The following is a 24820-nucleotide window of genomic DNA, read 5'->3' on the forward strand; positions in this document are numbered from 1 at the left end:
CACACGAGAAGGGGTTCGGATCAGCATGATCCGAACCCCTTCTTCATGCCCTGAGGGCACTATCTTGAATGTGACGAGAGGACAACATCCATGACCGAACGCACCGGACGCCGCCGCGTCCTTCTCAAGCTCTCCGGGGAGGCCTTCGGCGCAGGTCAGCTGGGCGTCAATCCCGACGTGGTGAGTCAGATCGCGCGCGACATCGCTGCGGCTGTCGACCGGGTCGAGATCGCGGTCGTCGTCGGCGGAGGCAACTTCTTCCGCGGTGCGGAGCTCAGCCAGCGGGGAATGGATCGCGGGCGCGCGGACTACATGGGCATGCTCGGCACGGTGATGAACGCCCTTGCGTTGCAGGACTTCCTGGAGCAGGCGGGGGCTCCGACGCGGGTGCAATCCGCCATCTCGATGACTCAGGTCGCCGAACCGTACATCCCGCTGCGCGCGGAGCGGCACATGGAGAAGGGTCGCGTCGTGATCTTCGGCGCCGGCGCCGGTCTGCCGTACTTCTCCACCGACACCGTCGCAGCTCAGCGCGCTCTCGAGATCGGCGCAGAGCAGGTGCTCGTGGCCAAGAACGGCGTCGACGCGATCTACACGGCAGATCCGAACAAGCACGCGGATGCCGAGCGCATCGAGCGCGTGACCTACCGCGAAGCACTCCAGCAGGGGCTTTCCGTTGTCGATTCGACCGCTTTCAGCCTGTGCATGGACAACAACATGGACATGCGCGTCTTCGGTATGGAGCCGGCGGGCAATGTCACCCGTGCGCTGCTCGGCGAACCGATCGGCACGCTGGTCACGTCCTGAGCGTCTGAGCGGGCGGAGATGACTTCGCCCGATAGAATTTCCAGAACACCCCGACGATAGGAGTCACCGTGATCGCGGACGTCCTCGCTGAAACCACCTCTCGCATGACACGGGCAGTCGAGGCTGCCAAGGAGGACTTCTCCACGGTTCGCACGGGCCGCGCCAACCCGCAGCTCTTCCAGAAGGTGCTCGTCGACTACTACGGAACCCCGACGCCGCTGGCTCAGCTCGCCGCGCTGGCGAATCAGGAAGCGCGAACGCTCATCATCACGCCGTACGACAAGTCGGCGCTGAAGGCGATCGAGCAGGCCGTGCGGGACATGCCGAACCTCGGCGCCAATCCGACCAACGACGGCAACCTCATCCGCGTCTCGATGCCGGAACTCACGGCAGAGCGACGCAAGGAGTACGTCAAGCTCGTCAAGACCAAGGCGGAAGACGCGAAGGTGCACGTCCGCGGAATCCGGCGCAAGTCCAAGGACGAGCTGGATGCGCTGAAGAGCGAACTCGGTGAAGACGAGATCGCTCGCGGCGAGAAGGAACTGGATGCTCTCACGCGCCAGCACGTCGACCTCATCGACGAGGCTCTCAAGCGCAAAGAGGCCGAACTCCTCGAGGTGTAGTCGGAATGTCTGACGACTCGGGCGAAGCAGCGGACCGCGGGGCGGTGAGGCGACCGCTGCCCGCGGATGCCCGCACCCCGGCCGCGCCTATCGACCCGACAGATCACTATGCGATTCGCGAGCAGTGGCGCGCGGCGCGTGATGAGTTCGGCACGCACGTCTCGCAGGCGCGTGATCATCTCGACCAGGCGAATGAGCGCATCAAGCAACGCACCGGTCGCGATCTGATTCTCGCGATCCTGATCGGCCTCGCCTTCGGCGTCGTGCTGCTCGGGTCGCTGCTGTTCATCAAGGTGCTGTTCGTACCGTTCGCCCTCGCTGCTGCTCTGCTCGGGGTCTACGAACTCTCCAGGGCTCTGCGTTCGTCCGGTCGACGGATCGATGTGGTCCCACAGCTCATCGCGGCCGCGCTCCTCGTTCTCTCGGCATACTTCGCCGCTCCCTGGCTGTGCTGGGTGATGTTGTTCGTCGCGGTCGCATTCGTCATCGTCTGGCGCTTGATCGCGCAGATGGTCGCGAAGGACGGTCGCACGTACGGCGATGTGCTCGCGGACGCCGTCATCGGCGGTTTCGTGCAGATCTACGTCCCATTCCTCGCCGGTATGGCCCTCATCCTGCTCGTGCAGGAAGGCGGTCAATGGTGGGTACTCAGCTTCATCGCGATCGCGGTCGCGGCCGACACCGGCGCGTATGCGGCTGGAGTCGCCTTCGGGCGGCATCCGATGGCGCCGCGGATCAGCCCGAAGAAGACCTGGGAAGGATTCGCGGGCGCAGCGCTCGCATCGATCACCGGCGGTGTCCTGCTCGCGCTGTTCCTCCTCGACCTGCCGTGGTGGGCCGGAGTCATCTTCGGGGTCGCGATCCTGCTGTCTGCGACGCTCGGCGACCTCGGCGAGTCCATGCTGAAACGCGACCTCGGGATCAAGGACATGAGCTCCTGGCTTCCTGGGCATGGCGGTCTCCTGGACAGACTCGACAGCATCCTGCCGTCGACGATCCCCGCGGTCTGCCTCTACTTCCTTCTCTCTCCCTGGGTGGTGCTGTCATGAACTCCGACTCCGTACTGGATCTGGAAGACGCGGAAGAGCAGTCTCCACCGGCGTTCACGCTGACCAGCGGACGCACGCTCGGGTATCACCGCGCAGCCGTGGATGCGTTCCTCGCCGCCGCTCGCGCGGCCTTCGAGGACAACAGCGACGATCTCGGTGCGGCCGAGGTGCGCATCGCCTCGTTCCCGCTCGTGAAGGGCGGATATGTCGTTGCCGAGGTGGATGCCGCTCTCGCTCGTGTGGAGGATGCTTTCGCCGCACGCGCCCGTCAGCGCGCCGTGCGCAGTCAAGGCGCCGGTGCGTGGGTGGAACAGGCCAGGGAGGATGCGCAGATCATCCTCGATCACCTGGCCAGGCCCGAGCGGCACCGTTTCGCCCGCACCGGAAAACTCACGTTCGGCTACCGCATCGACGAAGTCGACCACGTCACCACTCGCATCGTGCGGTACCTGCGCGACGGCGAGGCGCTCTCGGCCGAACAACTGCGTTCTGCCGCCTTCCGGATGCAGCGCGGCGGCTACCGCGAGGAGCAGGTGGACGCGCTTCTGGACTCTTCGATCGACGTCATTCTGGCCGTCCGCTGAGCATTCGCATGGCCGTCTCAGGCTCATTTGCGTAGACTGGCACCCATCGTGAACTCCCGTAACGACATGATCCTCTCCGACCGCGCCGCGTCCGCGCGTGTTTCGGCGACCTCGATGCCGTCACGAAACGGCGTGCGCCGCTGGTCCCGACGCCGAGGCGTCGTCGGGTTCTTCGCCGCTTTGGCGGTGGTCGGTTTTGCCGCTGCCATGGTCGCGCCCACCGGTGTCGCGCTGGCCGATCCCGTGACTCCTGACGAGAACGAGACCGCGTACTCGCTCGCTCTCGAGGACACGCAGAACCTCACGGTGACCGTTGAGGGCGCAACGATCGCGCCAATTCAACGAGGATCCTTCTCGGTCTACGTCACACCCAAGCCGACCCCGACCCCGACTGCCACGGAGGCATCGACCGGCGGCGGCGGACCTCTCTTCTACACGGGCGGTGGAGCGCCGGCCGAATGGATGGCAGCGGCGGGCATCGCCGAGGGTGACCAGGGTTATGTCAACTACATCGTCTCCAAGGAGAGCGGCTGGAACCCGAACGCGGTGAACACCTCTTCGGGAGCCAGCGGCCTCGTGCAGGCGTTGCCGTGCAGCAAGGTTCCCGGAAACTGCTTCGACCCCGTGGACAATCTGCGCTGGGCGAACGGGTACGCGACGGGTCGTTACGGCAGCTGGGCTGGCGCGTACGACTTCTGGACGCGTAACCACTGGTGGTGAGCCGGCGTCATGCCCCGCTCCCGCCGACCGCGTTCAGCGCGCCCTGAGACCGAGGACTCCTTCGAGCGTCTCCTCGCCGGCTGGAAGCGCACCGAGGTGCGCCGCGGTACCGAATGGACGGTTCAGCCGATCTCCGCCGTGCAGTCGCAGAAGGAGTACGTCTGTCCCGGCTGCGGCCGTGAGATCGCGGCCGGAACCGCGCACCTGGTCGCCTGGCGCGCCGACGGCGTGCTCGGTGATGCCGCAGACCTCGCTGCCAGGAGACACTGGCACACACACTGCTGGAGGATGGCGTGAGCATGGAGATCAGGGGCCCGCTCGAGCTGCCCGCTCGGCGCGAGGACATCGAGTTGCAGACCGCCGACGACCTCACCCTGGTCGGCGAGCTGGCTCTGCCCGTTGCGCATGAACCGGTCGCGACGCTGGTGACGTTGCATCCTCTGCCGACCGCGGGCGGTTTCATGGACTCGCACATCCTCCGCAAGGCGGCCGCGCGGCTGCCCGCGCTGGCGGATCTTGCCGTGCTGCGGTTCAACACCCGCGGCACCACCTCGCCGCGCGGCACCAGTGACGGCGCCTTCGATGGCGGCGCGGCCGAACAGTTCGACGTGGCGGCCGCCGTGGAGTTCGCCCGTGAGCGTGGACTTCCGCGTCCGTGGCTGCTGGGATGGTCGTTCGGCACCGAGCTCGCGCTGAAGTACGGCCGTTCGCACGACATCGCGGGGATCATCCTGCTGTCGCCGCCGCTGCATCGCGCCACCGCGGACGAGGTGGCGGCCTGGGCGGGAACGACGACGCCCGTCATCGTGCTGATCCCCGAGTTCGACGACTACCTGCGCCCCGACGAGGCTCACCAACGATTCGCTTCGATTCCGCATGCGACCCTGATCGCGGTCGAGGGCGGCAAACACCTCTGGGTGGGGGAGAGCCAGACTCGACGCGTCCTCACCGAGATCGTCGCCGCGGTCAACCCCGCTGCACTCCCGCTGCCGACGCAGTGGCCACCGGTGGGCGGCTGATCGCCCTTCTCCGAGTCAGAGCTCGTTCATCCGCGGGATGATGACCTGACGGTAGATGATCAGGATGCTGGCCGCCACCGGGATCGCGATCAGCGCACCGAGGAGCCCGAGAAGGCTTCCGCCGGCGAGGGCCGCGACGACGACGACCGCGCCGGGCACGGCGACGGCCCGGCTCATGATGCGCGGGGAGATGAAATATGCCTCGATCTGCATGTAGATGAGGTAGTAGATGCCCGCCGCGATGGCGGTCGCGGGGGAGCCGAGACCGGGGATCAGGCAGATCAGCACGATGATCGTGGACCCGGTCAATGTGCCGACCAGCGGAATCAGCGAGAAGAAGAACGCGATGACGGCGAGGACAGCGGGGAAGGGCGCATCGATGATCGTGAGAAAGATCGCGCTCAGGATGCCGTTGATGACGCCCTGGCTCACCTGACCCATGACGTAGTACCCGACGGAGTCGGTGATCTGGTCGGCGATGTCGATGAACCGCTCGCGCTTGGACGCGGGAGCCAGCTGGTACACGGCGCGCTTGAGCGAGGGTGTGGACGCGGTGAGATAGATCGTCAGGATCAGCACGATGAATGCGCCGAACAGACCTGTGACGATCGAGGTGCCGACGACGATGACGCTTTCCGTGATCGAGCCCCAGTTGTCGAGCAGCCAATCGGTCGCTTTCGTGAACATGTCGTCGATGAACGACGGTTGGAGTCCGGGGAAAACACCGACGATCCAGTCCTTCACGTCCTCGAGGGCGGTGCTCTGCAGGAAGACGGTGATTCGACGCACGAGTTGGCTGATCTGATCGATCAGCAGCGGCAGCACCATCAGGACGATGCCGGCGAAGACGCCGAGCACCGCGAGGATCGTGATGAGCACCGCGAGCCAGCGCGGGAGCTTGCGTCGCTCGAGGAACGCGACCACCGGGTCGAGTCCGAGGCTGAGGAAGAGCGCAGTGCCGACATAGAGCAGCACCGTCGACAGCGACTGGACGCTTCCGATGAGCATGATGCCCAGGCCCACACCGAGCGTCGCCACCAGGGCGGTGCGGAAGGGGTTGTGGATCTTCATCTGTGCTCCTCGGAATCTCGGATGCATTCAGGCTATCCACCGCCGGGGTCAGCGCTCGCGCGACGTGCCGCGCAGAAGGGAGGTGCCGCCCTCGTGGGCAACACTCAGGTGCTTTCGCTAGTCTGAAATGTCGAGTGTTGCGACTCGGACGGACGTCCGACTCGCGTGAGGAGACTTTTCGTGCGTTTCGTATGGGCCGTCGTGGCCTTCGTGCTGGCCACGGTGCTGATCGGTGCCGGAATCGCCCAGCGCACCATATTCATGGGTCCGTCGTCGCAGCAGATGCAGGTGAAGATCGATGAGCCCGCTCCGTTCGTGCTCATGGACGGCGACGTGCTCCGTGCCCGTCCCGGCGCACAGACGCTGTTGATCCGCGGTGAGGGAGACATCTTCGCCGCCTACGGACGCACCGCGGACCTCAAGGCATGGCTCGCCGATTCCGACTACAACCAGGTGAGCCTCAACGACGCGGGCCGTCCGACGGTGAAGGCCGTCGCCGCGACCACCGCCGCCGAAGAGCCCGCCGACGGCGAGGAGACTCCGGCAGAGGAGGCACCCGCAGAGGAGGCACCCGCCGAGGGCGAGACCCCCGCGGACGAGTCCGCAGGGCGAAATCCCGCTGGCTCCGATCTGTGGCTCGACTCGTTCACGGAGAAGGACGCTCTGATCGCGGACAACATGCAGCTCCCGGACGGCATGAGCGTTCTCATCGCCCATGACGGCACCCAGGATGCTCCGGACAGCGTCGTCGTGTCCTGGCCGCTCGACACCTCTACTCCGTGGGCCGGCCCGCTGATGGCCGCCGGTGCCGCTGCGCTCCTTGCGGGGCTCGTGATGTACGTGCTCGGCATCCGCCACCAGCGTCGTGGTCGTGGTCCGCGCCGCAAGGGCCCTGGACCCATGCCCGCCACGGAGCCGATCGAACTCGCAGCCCTTCCACCCGCGGAGCGTGAGGCCATCGAGGCTCCGGCTGATGCACCGAAGCAGAGCGACGCGAACGAGCCCGTGCAAGACGGCAAGGAACCGGAGGCGCGGAAGTCCATGAGCGCGACCCGCTCGACACGCCGTCGTCGGATGCTGGCGCTCCCTGCGCTCGGTCTCACGGCGCTCCTTGCCGCCGGCTGCTCGGCAGACTCCTGGCCGCAATTCGGTGCCGGCTCCCCGACGCCATCTCCGACGCCCACTGTCATCGCGCCCGAGAACCAGAAGCCACCTGCGGTGACCGAGGCTCAGGCAGCGCGCATTTTGCAGCAGATCTCGAGCACGCTGGTCGAAGCGGACACCGCTCTCGACCTCGAGCTCGCGAAGACCCGCCTCGACGGGGCAGCACTGGCCGCACGGGGCACCGAGTACGCGCTGCGCACGGCGATCCCGGAGACGCCGGTGCCGGCCGCGATTCCGACGGAAGACATCGAGGTCGTGCTCCCGGAAGCCACGGATCGCTGGCCGCGCACTGTACTCCTGCTGTCGAAGAGCACCGCGGATGAAACGGTACCGCCGGCGATCCTGACCATGACCCAGCAGGATCCGTGGTCAAACTACAAGGTGACGAACATCGCCGAGATGCAGGCCTCCTCGAAGGTTCCTGACCTCGCCGCACCGTGGCTGGGCACCTCGATCGTGCCGACCGATTCCGCCTTCCTCAGCATGGCTCCTGGTGAACTCGCGGCGGCGTTCGCCGACGTCGTCGACACGGGGGAGCAGAGCGCGTCCTACGGACTTTTCGATGAGCTCTCGCTGAACCTCGCGACGTCGATCCGCGACAGTCGTCAGGCTGTGGTGCAGACCTTGGCCGATAACGGCGCCGCCGATACGTCGCAGACCGCATTCGACATCGTGCCGTCCGACTCGGCACCGGTATCGATGACCACTCTCGACAGCGGGGCGATCGTCGCGATCTCCCTTATCGACAAGGAGACGGTGACGCCCACCTCGGGCGACGCGGTCATCCGGTTCGGCGACAACGCCCAGGCGAAGGCGCTGACCGGAGCGAACGAGTCCGCCAAGGGCGTCGAGACGACATACGAATTCCAGCTGTTCTTCGCGGTGCCGGCACAGAGTTCGACGGAGCAGATCCGTCTTCTCGCCGCCCGCCAGGACCTTCTCAGTGTGCAGGTGATCAAGTGAGCGAAATCTCTCCCGCCGCGCTTCGTGGCGCCGTCGACCTCTCGTCGCTGCGAGGCCGGTCCACGCAACCGGCAGCCGCCGCCCCCTCGGCCGTGCCAGGCATCGTCGATGTCGTCGTCGATGCCACCGACGAGTCGTTCGGGCAGATCCTCGAACTCTCCCGTACGGTCCCGGTGGTCGTCGATCTCTGGGCCGAGTGGTGTGGTCCCTGCAAGCAGCTGAGCCCGATCATCGAGAAGGTGACCAGGGAGCTCGAAGGCCGCGTGCTGCTGGCAAAGGTCGACGTCGACGCCAATCCGCAGTTGGCGCAGGGTTTCCGGGCGCAGTCCATCCCGATGGTGGTCGCACTGATCGCCGGCCAGCCGGTGCCGATGTTCACGGGCGCGGTGCCGGAGGCGCAGGTTCGCGAGGTCTTCACCCAGCTCCTGCAGCTGGCAGCGCAGAACGGCGTGACCGGCACCCTTCCGATCGGCGACGGTGCAGCAGTTCAGGCGGAAGAGCCGGAAGAGCCCGCGCTGCCGCCACTGCACGCCGAGGCATTCGCCGCGATCGAGTCCGGGGACTACGCGGCGGCGATCGTCGCGTACCAGAAGGCGCTTGCGGAGAACCCCAGGGACGAGGAGGCGATCGCCGGCCTCGGCCAGGTGCGACTGCTCGACCGTGTGCAGGGCCTCGATCTTCAGGAGGCGCGGGCTGCGGCGGCCGCCGCGCCCCGCGATGTGTCGGCGCAGTTCGCCGTTGCCGACCTCGATCTCGCCGGTGGGCACGTCGAGGACGCGTTCGGTCGTCTTCTCGACCTGTTCCAGACACTTCCCGCGGACGAGCGCACTCCGGTGCGTGAACGACTCGTGGAGCTGTTCGGGTTGATCGGAGCATCCGATCCCCGCGTCATCAGCGCGCGCAACCGACTGACCTCGCTCCTGTTCTGACCTGCTTTCCGGTGGACTCGGCGATGCTCCGCCGAGTCCACCGGAGCGTCAGCCGTGGTTCACGGTCGGAACATGCGGCTCCGGCTGATGACGCAGCCACAGCGTCGAAAGCGCCGGCAGCGTCAGCGTCGCCGTCGGTGCGCCGTCACCGTCGGCATGCGCCACGACCAGGCCGAGGTTGCCCGAACCGCGGCCACCGTAGTCCGCCGCATCCGTGTTCAGGATCTCCTGCCAGACGCCCTCTCTCGGCAGGGCGAGCCGGTAACCGGAGTGCTCGACGCCGGCGAAGTTGCTGACCACGACCAGACGACCGCCGTGCGCGTCGCGCCGCTCGAAGGCGATCACGGTCGGATCCCAGGTCGGCGCACCCAGTCGGGTGAACGAGGAACTGTCATTGTCGCGTTCCCAGAGCGGTGCCTGGGCGCGGTATGTGCTGTTCAATGCGCCGACGAAGCTCTGCAGCTGCGCGTGCGATGGCTGCTCCAGCAGCCACCAGTCGAGCTCGCGTCCCTCCGACCACTCCGCGATCTGGCCGAACTCCTGCCCCATGAACAGCAGCTTCTTACCGGGGTGGCCCCACATGTAGCCGAGGTAGGCGCGGACGTTGGCGAGCTTGTGCCAGTGGTCGCCCGGCATCTTCGCCAGGAGGCTGCCTTTGCCGTGCACGACCTCGTCATGGCTGATGGGGAGCAGATAGTTCTCGCCGAAGGCGTAGACGAACGAGAACGTCATCTCGCCCTCGTGGTGTGCCCGGTACATCGGGTCCCGCTCGATGTACTGCAGCGAGTCGTTCATCCAGCCCATGTTCCACTTGAAGCCGAAACCGAGTCCCGCGTGACTTGTCGGGGCGGTGACTCCGGGGAAGCTGGTCGACTCCTCGGCGATCATCATGACCCCGGGGTACAGGCGGTACGCGGTGGCGTTGACCTCCTGCAGGAAGCGGATCGCCTCGAGGTTCTCCCGTCCGCCGTGGATGTTCGGCTCCCACTCGCCGTCGTTGCGCGAGTAATCCAGGTACAGCATCGAAGCGACGGCATCCACGCGAAGCCCATCCACGTGGAACTCGCTGAACCAGAACAACGCATTCGCGACGAGGAAGTTGCGCACCTCGTTGCGGCCGTAGTCGAAGATCAGCGTGCCCCAGTCCTGGTGCTCGCCGCGACGGGGATCCGGATGCTCGTAGAGGGCCTGCCCGTCGAAACGCGCCAGCGCGAACGCATCCTTCGGGAAATGCCCTGGCACCCAGTCCATGATCACGCCGATGCCGGCCTGGTGCAGCCGGTCGATCAGATACTTGAGGTCGTCGGGGCTGCCGAAGCGGCTGGTGGCGGCGTAATAGCCGCTGACCTGGTAGCCCCAGGAGCCGCCGAAGGGGTGCTCGGCGAGCGGCATGAACTCGACGTGGGTGAATCCGGCCTCTGTCACGTGCGCGATGAGCGGATCAGCGACGTCGCGGTAGCCGAGGCCGTGTCGCCACGATCCGAGGTGCACCTCGTACACCGACAGCGGCTGCGCGACCGCATGCGTTGCGGCCCGCCGGGTCATCCAGGCGCCATCGGCCCAGGCGTATGCGGTCTGCGCGACGACGGATGCCGTGCCGGGCGGCACCTCGGCGGCCACCGCCATCGGGTCGGCCTTGAGGATCCATCCACCGCCCCTCGTACGGATCTGGTACTTGTACTTGGTGCCGACCGGCAGATCGGGGATGAAGAGCTCCCAGAGCCCGCTCACGCCCATGGAGCGCATCGCGTGGGCTTCGCCGTTCCAGCCGTTGTGATCGCCGACGACCCGGACCGCTGTCGCGTTCGGCGCCCACACGGCGAAGGAGACGCCGGGCTCGCCGTCCATTGTCCGCGGGTGGGCGCCCAGGGCTTGCCAGAGTCGCTCATGCCGTCCCTCGGCGATCAGGTGCAGGTCCAGCTCGCCCATCGTCGGGAGGTGACGATACGGGTCGCCCGCGGTCGTCTCCTCGACGTCGGTGTACGCGGTGGCCACCCGATAGGGGACAGGTGGGCCGTCATGGCGCCCCTCCCAGATTCCGTGAGCGGCGTGTTCGAGCTCGAGCCGCGTGCCGTCTGCGAAGACGGCGGCTACCGATGATGCGAGCGGTCGACGCACACGGATCACCGTGACCGTCTGATCGGCGGCTGTCGTGATCGGATGGGCCCCGAGGACGGCGTGCGGTTCGTGGTGGGATCCCGCGGCGACGGCCTCCCATTCGGCGGAGACGCTGATGTCTTCTGCGTAGCTCATGCTCGCTCCTTCACCCTCAGAATGTGCACCGGCTCGGCGAAGGCGTCGAGGCGCACGTAGTTGTGGTCGCTCCAAGTCCAGACGCTGCCGGAGAGCAGGTCCTCGACCTCGAAGCTCTCGCCGAGCGGGACGTCCCACACGCGGGTATCCAGATGAACCATCGTCTGCCGCACGGAATGCGGATCGACGTTGGCGATGACGATGATCGTGTCCGGCTTGCCCGTTCCGGTGAAGGCGGCATCGAGATGCTTGCTGTAGACGAGGATCGACTCGTCGTCGCTCCAGTGCACCGAGAAGTTGCGCAGCTGGCGCAACGCAGGATGAGCCCGGCGAATCTCGTTCAGCCGGCGCAGCAGCGGCGCGAGCGAGTCGCCTCTCTCCTCGGCGCCATCCCAGTCGCGGAACTTGTACTCGTACTTCTCGTTGTCGATGTTCTCCTCGGACCCGGGTCGCGCGACGTTCTCGATCAGTTCGTACCCGGCATACACACCCCAGATCGGCGCTGCGGTCGCGGCGATCGCGGCTCGGATCCGGTACGCCGCGCGCCCTCCGAACTGGAGGTATTCGGTGAGGATGTCGTGCGTGTTCACGAACAGGTTGGGGCGCATGAAGTCGGCGGTGTCGTGCGAGACCGATGTCAGGAACTCCTCGAGCTCCGCCTTCGTGTTCCGCCAGGTGAAGTACGAGTAGCTCTGCTGGAATCCCGCCTTCGCCAGACTCTGCATCATCGCCGGTCGTGTGAACGCCTCGGAAAGGAAGATCACGTCGGGGTCTTCCGTGCAGACGATGCCGATGAGCCACTCCCAGAACTGCACCGGCTTGGTGTGCGGGTTGTCGACCCGGAAGATCTTCACGCCCTGCGAGACCCAGTGACGGACGATGCGGAGAACCTCGGCGTAGATCCCGGCGGGGTCGCGGTCGAAGTTGACCGGGTAGATGTCCTGGTACTTCTTCGGAGGGTTCTCCGCGTACGCGATCGTGCCGTCTGGCAGCACCGTGAACCATTCCGGATGCTCCGCGACCCAGGGGTGATCGGGCGCCGCCTGCAACGCGAGGTCGAGTGCGACCTCCAGGCCTTCCTTGTTCGCTGCGCGCACGAACGCGCGGAAGTCCGCGGCGGTGCCGAGATCCCTGTGGATGGCATCGTGGCCGCCGTCGGGCGAGCCGATCGCATAAGGCGAGCCGGGATCACCAGGCAGCGCTTCCAGTGTGTTGTTGCGCCCCTTGCGGTTGATCTCTCCGATGGGATGGATCGGCGGGAGGTAGATGACGTCGAATCCCATGCCCGCGACGCCGGGCAGGCGCTTGATCGCGGTGCGGAACGTTCCGCTCTTGACCGTTGCGTCCTTCTGTCGTTTCGCACCCTCGGACCGCGGGAAGAACTCATACCAGGCGCCGACGCCCGCGAGTTGGCGCTCGACCAGGAGACTGAGCGCGACGGATGCGGAGCGGAGCGTGCTGAGCGGTCGGTCGGCGAAGATCGTCGCAAGGTCCCGATCGGTGGCGACGGCGGAGATCAGCTCAGAGTCGGCGCCCTGCAGGCTCTTCGATGCGGCGGCGAGGTGCTTTCGCTGAGCGGCCGGACGGCTCTTCTCCGCGGCCGCGCGAGCGAGGATCTGTGCGCCGAGAGCCGCCATCACCGGCGTATCGACGTCGAGCGCAGCCTTCAGCTCTGCAGCGTGCGCCCATGTGGCGAAGTCATCGGAGAACGCCTCGAAGCGGTATGACCACGTCCCTCGTTCATCCAGCGCGACGTCGGCGCGCCAGCGGTCGGTTCCGTCGTGGAGCGGGGCGAGTCGGTGCAGACTTTCCTCGCCGCTCGGAGACGTCAACCGCAGATGCACGCCGATGATGTCATGACCTTCGCGAAAGGCGGTCACGCCGAACGGCACGACCTCTCCGGCGAAGGCTTTGGCCGAGAACCCGCCGGGAACGTGCGGCGTCGGTGATACCAACGGTATGCGTGTCGTGCGCAACCGCTCGGTGTCGGCGCTGTCCCCCAGAGGACGCAGCGGAATCTGGACACGGCTCCGGAGAGCCGCCGTTCGGGTTTCGGTGCGTGAGGCCACTAGCTGAATGTACCGCCCCGACTCCCTCGCTGGAAGCGAGCGGCGAGGCGGGTCGCAGCCTCATCTCACTCGACGCGGAAAAGCCTCATCGAGGTGCCAAGAACCGGCAGCACATCACCGGGCGCGAAGACATCCGTGCTCTCGGTCGGACGATCCTCAGCGCTCGACCAGAGCGAGACGAACCGGGTCGCTCCTTCGATCTCCTCGGGGAGACGGACGTCGATGGGCGATTCGGTTCCGTGCACGATCAACAGGATGCGGTTCTCCGCCTCCTTGTCCGGCGTGGACGCGGCGACATACTGCAGGGTGCGGTTACCGGGGTCGCCCCACTGCGAAACCTCCATCGTCTCGCCGTTCTGGTCGTACCAGTCCATGACGCTCGCGTTGGGGATGTGCTCGCCGAGACGCGCGTAGCGACTCGGCCGCAGCGCGGGATTCTCCATGCGCAGCTGGATGAGTCGGGCGACGTGCGCGCGGAGGTCCTCCTGCCACGGCTCGAACTCCCAGGGGAACCAGCTGAGGGGGGAGTCCTGCGCATACGCATTGTTGTTGCCCCGCTGCGTGCGCCCGATCTCGTCACCGGCCGTGAGCATCGGGATGCCGGCGGAGAGGAGAAGCGTGCCGAGGAGATTGCGCATCGCCTTGCGGCGCGCGGCCAGGATCACCGGGTCGTCGGTCGGCCCTTCGACACCATGGTTGAACGCGCGGTTCATGTCGGCGCCGTCGCGGTTCTGCTCGCCGTTGCCCTCGTTGTGCTTGACGTCGTAGGAGACCAGGTCGTGCAGGGTGAAGCCGTCGTGCGCGGTGACGAAGTTGACGCTCGCCAGAGGTCCGCGGTCCTCGCTGAACGTGTTCGACGAACCGGCGAGGCGCGTGGCGAAGCCACCGATTCCGACGGGGGCGGACGCGCGGCGGGCGTAGTCGATGTCACTCAGCCAGAAGTTGCGCACCCGGTCGCGATAGCGGTCGTTCCACTCGTGCCAGCCGGCGGGGAAGTTGCCGGTCTGCCAGCCGCCGAGGCCGACATCCCATGGCTCGGCGATGAGCTTGGTCTCTCGCAGCACGGGGTCGTCTGCGATCGCGGTGAGCAATGGATGCTCGGGTGTGTAGGTGTGGGACCCATCGCGGGCGATTGCCGCGGCGAGGTCGAAGCGGAAGCCGTCGATCTGCATCTCCTGCGCCCAGTAGCGCAGCGAGTCCAGCACCAGCCGCGCACCGGCTGGCGTCGCCGTGTTGAGCGTGTTTCCGCATCCGGTGGTGTCGATGTAGGCGCCATCCGGCTGCTGGCGATAATACGAGGCGTTGTCGATGCCGCGCAGGCCGGATCGAGGTCCACCGAGTCCCTCCTCTGACGTGTGGTTGTAGACCACGTCCAGGATGACTTCGAGTCCGGCCTCGTGCAGCAGTCGCACCATGCCCTTGAACTCGGCGAGGACGGCTTCCGGTCCGCCCTTGCGCGCCTGCTCGGTGGCGTACGCGGTGTGCGGCGTGAAGAAATTGAGGGTGTTGTAACCCCAGTAGTTCGTGAGCCCCAGCTGCAACAGCCGAGGCTCGGGAACGAAGGCCTGTACCGGCAGCAACTCGATCGAGGTGATGCCCAGCGAGTGGAAATGCTCGATCATCGCGGGATGCGCGAGGCCGGCGTACGTGCCGTGCAGCGCAGGCGGCACGTCGGGGTGGCGCTTGGTCAGGCCCTTGAGGTGGCCCTCGTAGATGACGGTGCGATCGAGAGGGATACGGGGCTTCTGCGAATCTCCCCAGTCGAAACCGTCGACGATGACGACGGAACGCCACTCCTCGTAGCCGTCGCCCTGCGCGAGGCCCCGAGCGTACGGATCGAGGAGAAGCGATTCCACGTTGAAGGTGTTCCCCGGACCGTGCGGTCCGTCCACGCGGACGGCGTAGCGCGTGCCCGGTTGCAGCAGTTCGGTGGTGACCTCCCAGACGCCGCCGGGGCGGCGCTCGAGAGGCACCTCGTCGGTGACCCAGTCGAGATCGGTGGCATCGAAGATGACGAGCTCGACGGCAGAGGCGTTCTGCGACCAGAGACGGAGAGTTCCCACCCCGTCGTGCAGGCGAACGCCGAGGTTTTCGAGTGCGGCTCCCCCCAGAGGAGCGGCAGCGGGCTGCGGACACATGGAGGACAGCCTAGGCGCACGCGGCTCGGGAACCGCGCAACGCCGCGACGGCAGGCGGGTGGGAGGATGGGGGAATGCGGTTCTACCTCGATCACGCGGCGACCTCGCCCCTCCGGCCGGAGGTGCGGGATGCCTGGCTCGAAGCGACCGGCGTGACGGGGAACGCCTCGTCCACTCACGGCTCGGGTCAGGCCGCGCGCCGCCTTCTCGAGACGTCGCGAGAGCGCACAGCGGCAGTCCTGGACGCTGATCCCATCGAGGTCGTCTTCACCTCCGGCGGCACCGAGTCGATCAACCTCGCGTTGCAGGGCTTGTGGCGAGCGCGGGACCCCCGCACCAGCGCGATCGTGCTTCCGGATGCCGAGCACCATGCGACGTTCGACACGGTCGCGGCGCTGGCAGCGGAGGGCGCGGAGGTGCGGCCGGTGCCGGTGACCTCCGATGCGCGCGTGACTCCTGCGGCGTTCGCCGCGGCGCTGCGACCCGCAGGATCGCCCTCGGCCGCGCTGGCGACGGCACTCGTGGCGAACAACGAGGTCGGCACGATCAATGACGCGGCCACGCTTGCGGCAGCTGCCGCGGGCGCGGCGGTGCCGCTCCATCTGGACGCGGTCGCCGCTCTCGGTCACGTGCCGCTGTCGTATCGCCGGCTGCGGGGGAGCGCGGAACCGGGTTCGGGTCTCGTCGCGCTGAGCCTCGCAGGGCACAAGATCGGCGCGCCCGTGGGCACCGGCGTGCTGGTCGTCGATCGCACCGCGCGGATGGCACCGCTGCAGCACGGCGGAGCGCAGCAGCGCGGTTTGCGTGCGGGGACGCAGGACGTGGCCGGAGCGGCGGCGTTCGCGGTGGCGCTGGAGCTCGCAGAGGCTGAACGCCTCGCGGAGGGCACTCGACTGCGAACTCTGCGCGACCGGCTGGTGGCCGGGATCACCGCGGCCGTTCCGGCCTCCGCGTTGCTCGGCGATCCGGTGAATCGTCTGCCGGGCAACGCCCACATGCTCTTCCCCGGTGCGGTCGGGGAGAGTCTGCTCTTCATGCTCGACATGGCAGGCGTTTCCTCTTCCACGGGGTCGGCCTGTCAGGCGGGTGTCGCGGAGCCGTCGCACGTCGTACTGGCGATGGGGCGCAGCGAGCGCGACGCGCGCAGTGTGATCCGGTTCAGTCTCGGCAGGACATCCGGCGATGCCGAGGTCGATGCGGTGCTCGCCGTCATCGCAGACGCGTATGCGCGCGCATCCGGGACCAGCACAGGCAACCGCTCGTAGACTGGACTCATGCGGATCCTGGCAGCAATGAGTGGCGGAGTGGACTCCGCCGTCGCGGCTGCCCGGGCCGTGGAGGCGGGGCACGACGTCGTGGGCGTGCATCTTGCGTTGTCTCGTGCCGGAGGCACGCTGCGCACCGGCAGTCGCGGCTGCTGCACCATCGAGGACGCACTCGATGCTCGACGCGCGGCGGACATGCTCGGCATCCCCTTCTACGTCTGGGACTTCTCGGAGCGTTTCCGCGACGACGTGATCGAAGACTTCATCTCCGAGTACCGGGCCGGCCGCACTCCGAACCCGTGCATGCGGTGCAACGAGAAGATCAAGTTCGCCGCCCTGCTGGAGCGGGCGATCGAGCTCGGTTTCGACGCGGTGTGCACCGGGCACTATGCGACGCTGGTGCCGACGCCTGCGGGGCTCGAGCTGCACCGGGCTTCGGATGCCGCCAAGGACCAGTCCTACGTGCTCGGCGTTCTGACCGCCGAGCAGTTGGCGCACACGTACTTCCCACTCGGCTCGACGCCGTCGAAGGCCCTCGTGCGGGCTGAGGCTGCGGAGCGCGGCCTCAGCGTGGCGCAGAAGCCGGACAGCCACGACATCTGCTTCATCCCCGACGGCGATACCCGCGGGTGGCTCGCCGAGAAGGTCGGCGCCGAGACCGGAGCGATCCTGGACCGCGCCGGTGACGTCGTGGGCACGCACGAAGGCGCGCACGCGTTCACGGTCGGGCAGCGGCGCGGCCTCAAGCTCGGCGTGCCCGCCGCCGACGGCAAACCACGATTCGTCCTCGAGGTGCGGCCGGTGTCGAACACGGTCGTCGTAGGCCCGAAGGAGGCACTCGCCATCGCGGAGATCGCGGGGGAGAGGTTCTCCTGGGCGGGAGCTGCGCCCGAGGCGCCGGAGTTCGACTGCGAGGTGCAGATCCGTGCGCACGCCGACCCGGTGCCGGCGCTGGCGATCGTGTCGGATGCAGGGGTGCGGGTCGTACCGCAGGTCGCGCTCGATGGCGTGGCGCCGGGGCAGACCGCAGTGCTCTACGTCGGCACTCGTGTGCTCGGACAGTTCACGATCGACCGCACGGTGTCGGCGGTTCCGGTCGACGCATAGCGCGGTTTCTATACGCGCGCGTGTCGCACCCCCCTCGTAGACTGGCGAGGTGCCGGAGAACATCTCACTGGAAGCCGCCCGCAGCGAGGCCGACGATCTGACCACGCGCATCCTCGAGGCGAAGGACGCGTACTACGGGCGGGACACCTCGCTCGTCGATGACGCCACCTACGACGGATGGATGCGACGGCTCGAAGAACTGGAGCGGCTGCATCCGGAACTCGCCGGGCAGGATTCGCCGACGCAGATGGTGGGGGCAGCCGAATCCACCGGACTCGCCACCATCGAGCACGCCGAGCGGATGCTCAGCCTCGACAACGTCTTCTCGATCGAAGAGCTCCGCGAGTGGGCGGCGAAGGCGCAATCGTCCGCCGGTCGTGAGGTGGCGTGGCTCACCGAACTGAAGATCGACGGGCTCGCGATCAATCTCCGATATGAGAACGGCGTCCTGACCTCGGCGGCGACACGCGGAGACGGACGTGTCGGCGAGATCGTCACGGAGAACGCCCTTCGGCTGCCGGAGATCCCGCAGCGTCTCGTCGGCGCGGGGCATCCGTCGATCGTCGAGGTGCGCGGTGAGGTGTTCATCCCGGTCGCCGCCTTCGAGCGGCTGAACGCCGCACAGGCGCGTTTCCGCGACCTTGCCTATGCCGATGCTCTTGAGCGCTGGACCGCGCGCGGCGGTGCGAAGAAGCCCTTCGACGAGGACAAGGCTCGCACCGCTGCCGCGCGTCGATTCCCTTCCTTCGCGAATCCGCGCAACGCGGCCAGCGGTGGATTGCGGCAGCAGATCGAGAAGAAGAACGGCCTCGAGCTGGAGGCGGCGCTGCTGCGCGTCGAATCGCTGGCGATGTATGTGCACGGCATCGGCGCATGGCAAAACCCACCCGTCGCCACCCAGAGCGAGGTGTACAGCCTGCTCTCCGCGTGGGGTCTGCCGACGAGTCCGCATACGAAGGTCTGCCACGGCATCGACGAGGTGGTGGGGTTCGTCGAGCACTTCGGTGCGCACCGGCACGACATCGAGCATGAACTCGACGGCATCGTGGTCAAGGTCGACGAGCTGGCATTGCACGACGAGCTGGGCATGACCAGTCGCGCGCCGCGATGGGCGATCGCCTACAAGTACCCGCCGGAGGAGGTGCAGACGAAGCTCCTCGACATCGTCGTGTCGGTGGGCCGCACAGGACGGGCGACGCCGTTCGCTGTCATGGCTCCGGCACACGTGGCGGGCTCCGTCGTGCGTCAGGCGACGCTGCACAACAAAGACGTCGTCAAGGCGAAGGGCGTCCTCATCGGCGACACCGTCGTGCTGCGCAAGGCGGGGGATGTGATCCCCGAGGTCCTCGGACCCGTCGTCGAGAAGCGGGACGGCACCGAGCGGGAGTTCGTGATGCCGATCGGCTGTCCGGAGTGCGGCACGCCGCTGCGGCCGATGAAAGAGGGCGATATCGATCTGCGCTGCCCGAACGCGCGCTCATGCCCTGCGCAGGTGCGAGGGCGAGTGGAGCACATCGGATCGCGCGGTGCGCTCGACATCGAGGCGCTGGGCGAGGTCACCGCTGCGGCGCTGACGCAGCCCACATCGCCGGAGATCCCTCCGCTGCAGACCGAAGCGGGACTCTTCGCGCTCACCCTCGACGAGATCGTGCCCATCGAGCTCGTCGTGCGTGACGCCGAGACCGGGCTGCCGAAGGAAGATGACGACGGTCTCGTCAAGACGCGTGCTCCGTTCCGCCGCAACCCCACGGCCGCGGAGCGGAAGTCCGGGCTGGAAGGCCCGCAGCCGTCGTCGCAGGCGCTGACCCTCCTCGCCGAGCTGGAGAAGGCGAAGACGAAGGAGCTCTGGCGTCTTCTGGTCTCGCTCAACATCCGTCATGTGGGCCCGGTCGCCGCCCGAGCGCTGGCGCAGTGGTTCGGATCGCTGGATGCCATTCGTGCTGCCTCGCGGGAGGAACTCGCGGGCGTTGAGGGCGTCGGCGGCATCATCGCCGATTCGCTCACGGAATGGTTCACCGTCGACTGGCACCGCGAGATCGTCGCACGGTGGACCGAGGCCGGCGTGCAATGGGCGACGCCCGGTCACGCGGGCCCCGGCGCCGCGGTGATCGAGGGCGGGGTGCTCGATGGGCTCACGGTCGTCGCGACCGGTTCTCTCGACGGTTATTCGCGGGATGGCGCGCAGGAGGCGATCATCCAGGCGGGGGGCAAGGCGGCGTCCAGCGTCTCGAAGAAGACGGACTTCGTCGCTGCGGGTCCCGGCGCAGGCTCCAAGCTCGCGAAGGCTGAAGAGCTCGGCATCCGCATCCTGGATGCCGCACAGTTCCACGTCCTGGTCACCGAGGGACCTGACGCGCTCGGCCCTGTGAGCGACGCCTCTTGAAGCGGTACGGACCGCTGATCGCCGTACCCGAGGCGCTTGCGATCGGTGATCCTGGCCGGCATCACCTGCGACTGACACCGGATGCGGTGATCCTGCGCGAGGGTATCGAGAACCGCGGCATCGTCGCGTGGGAGGGGCTCCAGGCGATAGCCCTCGACGTGCCGACGACCCGATTCCGATTGCCCGGATTGGTCGGTACGATCCTGCTCGGCGCATTGACCGCGCTGACGTTGACGGACCTCGGGATCGACCCGGATGACGGCGCCGTCGAGGTGAGAGCGCACGGCGAATCCACGAGGTCTCCGTTGAGTCGGCATCATGTCGGCGGCTATTGGGAGCCGACCGTCACCGGCGCGCAGCGGCTGATCCAGTACCTGATCGAGAACCCCGAGCAGCGCTCACTCCTCGCACGTCCCGAGGCCCTGATCGACGTGGCAGCCAGGCTCGCGACCCAAGAAGAACGCTCGCTGGATGGTTGACCGGCTCATCGTCGTCAACGGTATGGCCGGCGCGGGAAAGACCACGCTCGCGGGTCCGCTCGCCGCCGAACTCGACATCCCCCTGGTGTCCAAGGATGCGATCAAGGAAGCACTGGGCGACGCGGTGACGGCGCGCCTGCCGACGACGAGGCTCGGCGCGCTGGCAGCGGATGCGCTGTGGCGCTTGACGGGGATGCTTGAGGGCACCGTGATGGTCGAGTCGGTGTGGCTCACAGGACGCGATGAGGAATGGTTCCGCCGCGGCTGGGTGTCCGTCGGTTCTCCCGCGGGCATCGAACTGTGGTGCGAGGCTCCACGCGCAACGATGCGTGAGCGCTACCTGACGCGGCCACGACACGCTGTGCACGATGATCATGCACGCATCGCCGAGTGGGAAGCAGCCGCGGCGGTCGCTCAGCCGCTCACCGGGTTTCCGGTGGTTCGTGTCGACAGCAGTACACCCGTAGAGGTCTCTGCTCTGGCCGTCGAGATCCGACGCGCGTTTCTCTGAGATCGGGTAGCGGCCGGCGCCATAACGAACGACTTCCCGCATGAGAGACCGCGTCGGACGCGGTCTCTCATGCGGGAAGCGGGAACTACTGGTGTTGCGGCTCAGCCCTTGTGGCGTGGCTTGCGGAACGGCCGCTCTTCGCGGTCACCGGTACGCGGGCCACGGTCGTCGTCGTCGCGCGAACGGCGTCCGGGAGCACCACGGTCGGCCTTGATCTCGATCAGGCGGCCGGAGATGCGGGTGTCGCGCAGCTTCTCGAGCACCGACGGATCCATGTTCGCGGGAAGCTCGACGGTCGAGAAGTCGGGACGGATGTTGATCACGCCGAAGTCGTCGCGGCCGAGGCCGCCCTCGTTCGCCAGCGCGCCGACGATCTGGCGGGGCTCGACGCGGTGACGACGGCCGACCTCGATGCGGTACGGCGTGTAGTCGCCGCGTCCACGACGGTCGGTGCGCGGTTCGCGGTCGGTGCGCGGAGCACGCGTGCCACCGGCGGAGTCGCGTGCAGGACGGTTGTCAGCGGCCACGGCCTTCGACAGCGGGTCGTGCGCCGGGTCCAGCAGCAGCGGCGTCGCGCCCTGGGCGACCACGGCGAGGGCAGCGGCGACGTCGCCCTCAGGGACGTCGTGGTTACGCACGTAGTGCGCGACGATGTCGCGGAACCCGTCGATCCGAGCGGTCTCCGAAAGTGCGGCGGTGATCGCGTCGTCGAAGCGCGCGAGGCGGGTCGTGTTGACGTCCTCCGTGCTCGGGAGCTGCATCTGGGTCGGCTGCTGACGCGTCGCCTTCTCGATGCTCTTGAGCAGGTAGCGCTCGCGCGGTGTGATGAAGCTGATCGCATCGCCCTTGCGTCCAGCGCGGCCGGTACGGCCGATGCGGTGCACGTACGACTCGGTGTCAGTGGGGATGTCGAAGTTCACGACGTGGCTGATGCGCTCCACGTCGAGGCCACGGGCGGCGACATCGGTGGCGACGAGGATGTCGAGCTTGCCATCCTTCAACTGGTTCACCGTGCGCTCGCGCTGCACCTGCGCCACATCGCCGTTGATGGCGGCGGCGGAGTAGCCACGGGCCCGCAGCTTCTCGGCGAGCGTCTCGGTCTCGTTCTTGGTGCGGACGAACACGATCATCCCCTCGAAGTTCTCCACCTCGAGGATGCGGGTGAGCGCGTCGACCTTCTGCGCGTACGACACCACGAGGTAGCGCTGCGTGATGTTCGTGCCGGTCGCCGTCTTCGACTTGATGCTGATCTCTTCGGGATCACGCAGGTACTGCTGCGCCAGACGGCGGATCTGCGGCGGCATGGTCGCCGAGAACAGGGCGACCTGCTTCTCCTTGGGCGTCTGCGCCAGGATCTGCTCGACGTCTTCTGCGAAGCCCATCTTCAGCATCTCGTCGGCCTCGTCGAGCACCAGGTACTTCAGTTCCGAGAGGTCCAGGGTGCCCTTGGCGAGGTGATCCATGATGCGACCGGGGGTGCCGACGATCACGTGCACGCCGCGCCGAAGCGCCGAAAGCTGCACGCCGTAGCCCTGTCCGCCGTAGACGGGCAGCACGTGCACGCCCTTCATCTTCGCGGCGTACGACTCGAACGCCTCGCACACCTGCAGCGCGAGCTCGCGCGTGGGGGCCAGCACCAGCGCCTGCGGGGTCTTCTGAGAGATATCGAGGTTCTCCAGCACGGGCAGTGCGAACGCCGCCGTCTTGCCGGTTCCGGTCTGCGCCATACCGACCACATCGCGACCGGCGAGCAGTGTCGGAATCGTCGCGGCCTGGATGGGGGACGGCGTCTCATAGCCGAGGTCGCGGACCGCTCTGAGGACGGGGCCGGTCAGGCCGAGTTCCTCGAATCCGGGAGTTTCAGGGGTTTCGGGGGCATCAGCGTTCACAGCGTCTTCAGGAGTCACTAACCAAAGGTAGCGCTTTCGCGCGGTTCGCACCTGTGAAGACGGCTCAGGAGCCGGTGGTGAGGGCGACGAGTTTCTCCTTCACCTGCCGCCGCAGCACCTTTCCGATCAGCGACTTCGGAAGCTCATCGACGACGAACACGCGCCGCGGCACCTTGTATGGGGTGAGGATGCCGCGCGCGAACTCGCGGATCGCCTCCACATCGACGTCCGAGGTGCTGTCGAGGACGATCGCCGCGACGACCTCCTCGCCGGAGTGCTCACTGGGCAATCCGACGACGGCTGCGTCGAGCACGTGCGGATGCTGACGCAGCGCGTTCTCGACCTCGGTGGGAGCGACGTTGAAGCCTCCGGTGATGATGAGCTCCTTGATCCGGTCGACGACGCGGATGAAGCCGCCCTCGTCCACCGTGACGATGTCGCCGGTGCGGAACCAGCCATCGACGAAGACCGCCTCCGTCTCCTCCGGCTTGCCGTAGTACCCGGAGAACACCTGCGGACCGCGAACGATCAGCTCGCCTGCCGATCCGGTCGGGACGTCGACGGTCGGGTTGTCCGGATCGACGACGCGGCACTCGGTGCCGGGGAGCGGGAGTCCGACGGTGCCCGGAACGCGGTTCTCCGCCACCGGATTGGCCATCAGTACCGGCGAGCACTCGCTGAGCCCGTAGCCCTCGACGAGGTAGCCGTGCGTCGCATCCTCGAACGGGACCACGAGTTCGTGCGGAAGCGCCATCGCGCCGGAAATCGCCACCTCGATTCCGTCGAGCGACACGCCCTTGGTCTTTGCCGTAGCCAGAAGGCGGTCGGCGATCGGCGGCACCAGGGGCAGGAAGGTCGCCGGATGCTTCTTCATGACGTCGAGGACGAGATCCGGGTCGAACTTCGGGAAGAGCACCAGGCGGGCACCCATCGACATCGCGAAGGTGAGGCACAGGGTGAGCCCGTAGGCGTGGAACATCGGCAGTACCGCGTAGACGACGCAGCCCTTGCCTCGTTGGATCGACGGCACCCAAGCCTGCGCCTGCGCGGCGTTGGAGAGCAGATTGCGATGGGTGAGGGAGGCGCCCTTCGGAGTGCCGGTGGTACCGGAGGTGTACTGGATGATCGCGAGATCGTCCGTCCCCGGCTGCGGGTGCGATGACGGGATCGGGGCGGATGCCACCAGCGCATCCCAGGTCACGGTGCCGCGCACCTTCTCGGTCAGGGCAGCGCGAGATTCGCGCGCCTTGGCGACCGGCAGACGCAGCGCGACGCGCGTGAGGAAGGGCATCGCCCGGGTGACGTCGACCGAGATCAGGTTCGACACGACGAGGTCGGCAGGGAACTCCTGCAGCGTGGAGACGATCTTGTTCCACACGATCGCGTGCTTCGCTCCGTGGTCCTCGAACTGCTTGCGCAGCTCGCGCGGGGTGTACAGCGGGTTGTGTTCGACGACCACGGCGCCGAGTCGCAGCACGGCGTAGAACGCGACGATGTGCTGCGGGCAGTTCGGCAACACGATGGCTACCGGGTCTCCGGCGCGCACGCCGAGATCGCGCAGGCCGGATGCCGCTCGATCGATCGCGTCCTGCAGCTCGGCGTAGGTCGTCTCCCTGCCGAAGAACTGCAGGGCAGGGGCATCCGGATAGTCCTGTGCGGATGCCGAGACGATGTCGACGAGAGAGCCGTCGACGGGGGAGAGATCTTCCGGAACGCCGGCGGCGTAGCTTCGGATCCAGGGGCGCGGAGGCTGGAACGTCGTCACCCGCCCAGCATAAGCCGGGCGCGAGGGGCGGC

General features: G+C 67.3%; 20 protein-coding genes. 14 read left to right on the forward strand and 6 right to left on the reverse strand.

Annotation, left to right across the window (positions count from 1 at the left end; translation table 11 throughout):
• Positions 1–90 precede the first annotated feature (90 nt).
• The 7 genes from pyrH to MRBLWH12_RS04380 all read left to right on the forward strand — a co-directional run bounded on the left by pyrH (position 91) and on the right by MRBLWH12_RS04380 (position 4802).
• Positions 91–807 carry a UMP kinase gene (gene pyrH, locus MRBLWH12_RS04350; RefSeq protein WP_341974946.1) on the forward strand — a complete coding sequence of 239 codons (717 nt, stop codon included), beginning with the start codon at positions 91–93 and terminating at the stop codon, positions 805–807.
• 68 nt (positions 808–875) lie between these two features.
• Entirely contained in the window at positions 876–1430 is a 555-nt protein-coding gene (gene frr / locus MRBLWH12_RS04355) for a ribosome recycling factor (protein WP_341974945.1), read from the forward strand.
• A 5-nt stretch (positions 1431–1435) separates the two neighbouring features.
• Positions 1436–2479 carry a phosphatidate cytidylyltransferase gene (locus MRBLWH12_RS04360; protein WP_363546487.1) on the forward strand — a complete coding sequence of 348 codons (1044 nt, stop codon included), beginning with the start codon at positions 1436–1438 and terminating at the stop codon, positions 2477–2479.
• Positions 2476–3063, forward strand: a complete 588-nt coding sequence (locus MRBLWH12_RS04365) for a DivIVA domain-containing protein (protein ID WP_341974943.1) — start codon at positions 2476–2478, stop codon at positions 3061–3063. The genes MRBLWH12_RS04360 and MRBLWH12_RS04365 overlap by 4 nt, the downstream gene beginning before the upstream one ends.
• A gap of 48 nt (positions 3064–3111) precedes the next feature.
• Positions 3112–3783 (forward strand): transglycosylase SLT domain-containing protein, encoded by a 672-nt coding sequence (locus MRBLWH12_RS04370; protein ID WP_363546490.1) that lies wholly within the window; start codon positions 3112–3114, stop codon positions 3781–3783.
• Between the two features lie 9 nt (positions 3784–3792).
• Positions 3793–4080 carry a hypothetical protein gene (locus tag MRBLWH12_RS04375; protein ID WP_341974941.1) on the forward strand — a complete coding sequence of 96 codons (288 nt, stop codon included), beginning with the start codon at positions 3793–3795 and terminating at the stop codon, positions 4078–4080.
• Between the two features lie 2 nt (positions 4081–4082).
• Positions 4083–4802, forward strand: coding sequence for an alpha/beta hydrolase (locus MRBLWH12_RS04380; RefSeq protein ID WP_363546494.1), 720 nt, complete (start codon positions 4083–4085; stop codon positions 4800–4802).
• A gap of 15 nt (positions 4803–4817) precedes the next feature.
• On the opposite strand, the gene MRBLWH12_RS04385 is transcribed toward MRBLWH12_RS04380, so the two are convergent.
• Positions 4818–5873: an AI-2E family transporter gene (locus MRBLWH12_RS04385; protein WP_363546497.1), complete on the reverse strand. Its 1056-nt coding sequence runs from the start codon at positions 5871–5873 to the stop codon at positions 4818–4820.
• Positions 5874–6053: 180 nt separating this feature from the next.
• On the opposite strand from MRBLWH12_RS04385, the gene MRBLWH12_RS04390 reads away from it, so the two are divergent.
• The gene (locus MRBLWH12_RS04390) at positions 6054–8000 is read left to right on the forward strand and encodes a glycosyl transferase (RefSeq protein ID WP_363546499.1); all 1947 of its coding nucleotides are present in this window, start codon (positions 6054–6056) and stop codon (positions 7998–8000) included.
• A complete protein-coding gene (locus MRBLWH12_RS04395; protein ID WP_363546502.1) occupies positions 7997–8929 on the forward strand; it encodes a tetratricopeptide repeat protein in 933 nt (310 codons plus the stop codon). The genes MRBLWH12_RS04390 and MRBLWH12_RS04395 overlap by 4 nt, the downstream gene beginning before the upstream one ends.
• A 48-nt stretch (positions 8930–8977) precedes the next feature.
• Here the strand turns inward: MRBLWH12_RS04395 and glgB are convergent, their stop codons facing one another.
• The 3 genes from glgB to glgX all read right to left on the reverse strand — a co-directional run bounded on the left by glgB (position 8978) and on the right by glgX (position 15389).
• Positions 8978–11182 carry a 1,4-alpha-glucan branching protein GlgB gene (glgB, locus tag MRBLWH12_RS04400; protein ID WP_363546505.1) on the reverse strand — a complete coding sequence of 735 codons (2205 nt, stop codon included), beginning with the start codon at positions 11180–11182 and terminating at the stop codon, positions 8978–8980.
• Complete coding sequence (locus tag MRBLWH12_RS04405; RefSeq protein ID WP_363546508.1) at positions 11179–13251, reverse strand: maltotransferase domain-containing protein; 2073 nt, start codon at positions 13249–13251, stop codon at positions 11179–11181. Before MRBLWH12_RS04405 ends, glgB begins: the two co-directional genes overlap by 4 nt.
• A 65-nt stretch (positions 13252–13316) precedes the next feature.
• Positions 13317–15389 carry a glycogen debranching protein GlgX gene (glgX, locus tag MRBLWH12_RS04410; RefSeq protein WP_363546510.1) on the reverse strand — a complete coding sequence of 691 codons (2073 nt, stop codon included), beginning with the start codon at positions 15387–15389 and terminating at the stop codon, positions 13317–13319.
• 74 nt (positions 15390–15463) lie between these two features.
• Here glgX and MRBLWH12_RS04415 point away from each other — a divergent pair, with 74 nt between their 5' ends.
• From MRBLWH12_RS04415 to MRBLWH12_RS04435, 5 genes are read left to right on the forward strand one after another with little or no spacing between them, the layout of a single operon-like run.
• Positions 15464–16654 carry a cysteine desulfurase family protein gene (locus tag MRBLWH12_RS04415; protein ID WP_363546513.1) on the forward strand — a complete coding sequence of 397 codons (1191 nt, stop codon included), beginning with the start codon at positions 15464–15466 and terminating at the stop codon, positions 16652–16654.
• 9 nt (positions 16655–16663) lie between these two features.
• On the forward strand, positions 16664–17761 hold the full coding sequence (mnmA, locus tag MRBLWH12_RS04420; protein WP_363546516.1) for a tRNA 2-thiouridine(34) synthase MnmA: 1098 nt from the start codon (positions 16664–16666) through the stop codon (positions 17759–17761).
• A 49-nt stretch (positions 17762–17810) separates the two neighbouring features.
• A complete protein-coding gene (ligA, locus tag MRBLWH12_RS04425; RefSeq protein WP_363546519.1) occupies positions 17811–20144 on the forward strand; it encodes an NAD-dependent DNA ligase LigA in 2334 nt (777 codons plus the stop codon).
• Positions 20141–20623 (forward strand): hypothetical protein, encoded by a 483-nt coding sequence (locus MRBLWH12_RS04430; protein WP_363546522.1) that lies wholly within the window; start codon positions 20141–20143, stop codon positions 20621–20623. Before ligA ends, MRBLWH12_RS04430 begins: the two co-directional genes overlap by 4 nt.
• Positions 20616–21134 (forward strand): AAA family ATPase, encoded by a 519-nt coding sequence (locus tag MRBLWH12_RS04435; protein WP_363546525.1) that lies wholly within the window; start codon positions 20616–20618, stop codon positions 21132–21134. Before MRBLWH12_RS04430 ends, MRBLWH12_RS04435 begins: the two co-directional genes overlap by 8 nt.
• Before the next feature lie 101 nt (positions 21135–21235).
• On the opposite strand, the gene MRBLWH12_RS04440 is transcribed toward MRBLWH12_RS04435, so the two are convergent.
• A complete protein-coding gene (locus MRBLWH12_RS04440; protein WP_407358279.1) occupies positions 21236–23041 on the reverse strand; it encodes a DEAD/DEAH box helicase in 1806 nt (601 codons plus the stop codon).
• Positions 23042–23087: 46 nt separating this feature from the next.
• Positions 23088–24788 carry a long-chain-fatty-acid--CoA ligase gene (locus tag MRBLWH12_RS04445; protein ID WP_363546528.1) on the reverse strand — a complete coding sequence of 567 codons (1701 nt, stop codon included), beginning with the start codon at positions 24786–24788 and terminating at the stop codon, positions 23088–23090.
• Between the last annotated feature and the right edge of the window lie 32 nt (positions 24789–24820).

Source organism: Microbacterium sp. LWH12-1.2 (assembly GCF_040675825.1).
GTDB lineage: Bacteria > Actinomycetota > Actinomycetes > Actinomycetales > Microbacteriaceae > Microbacterium.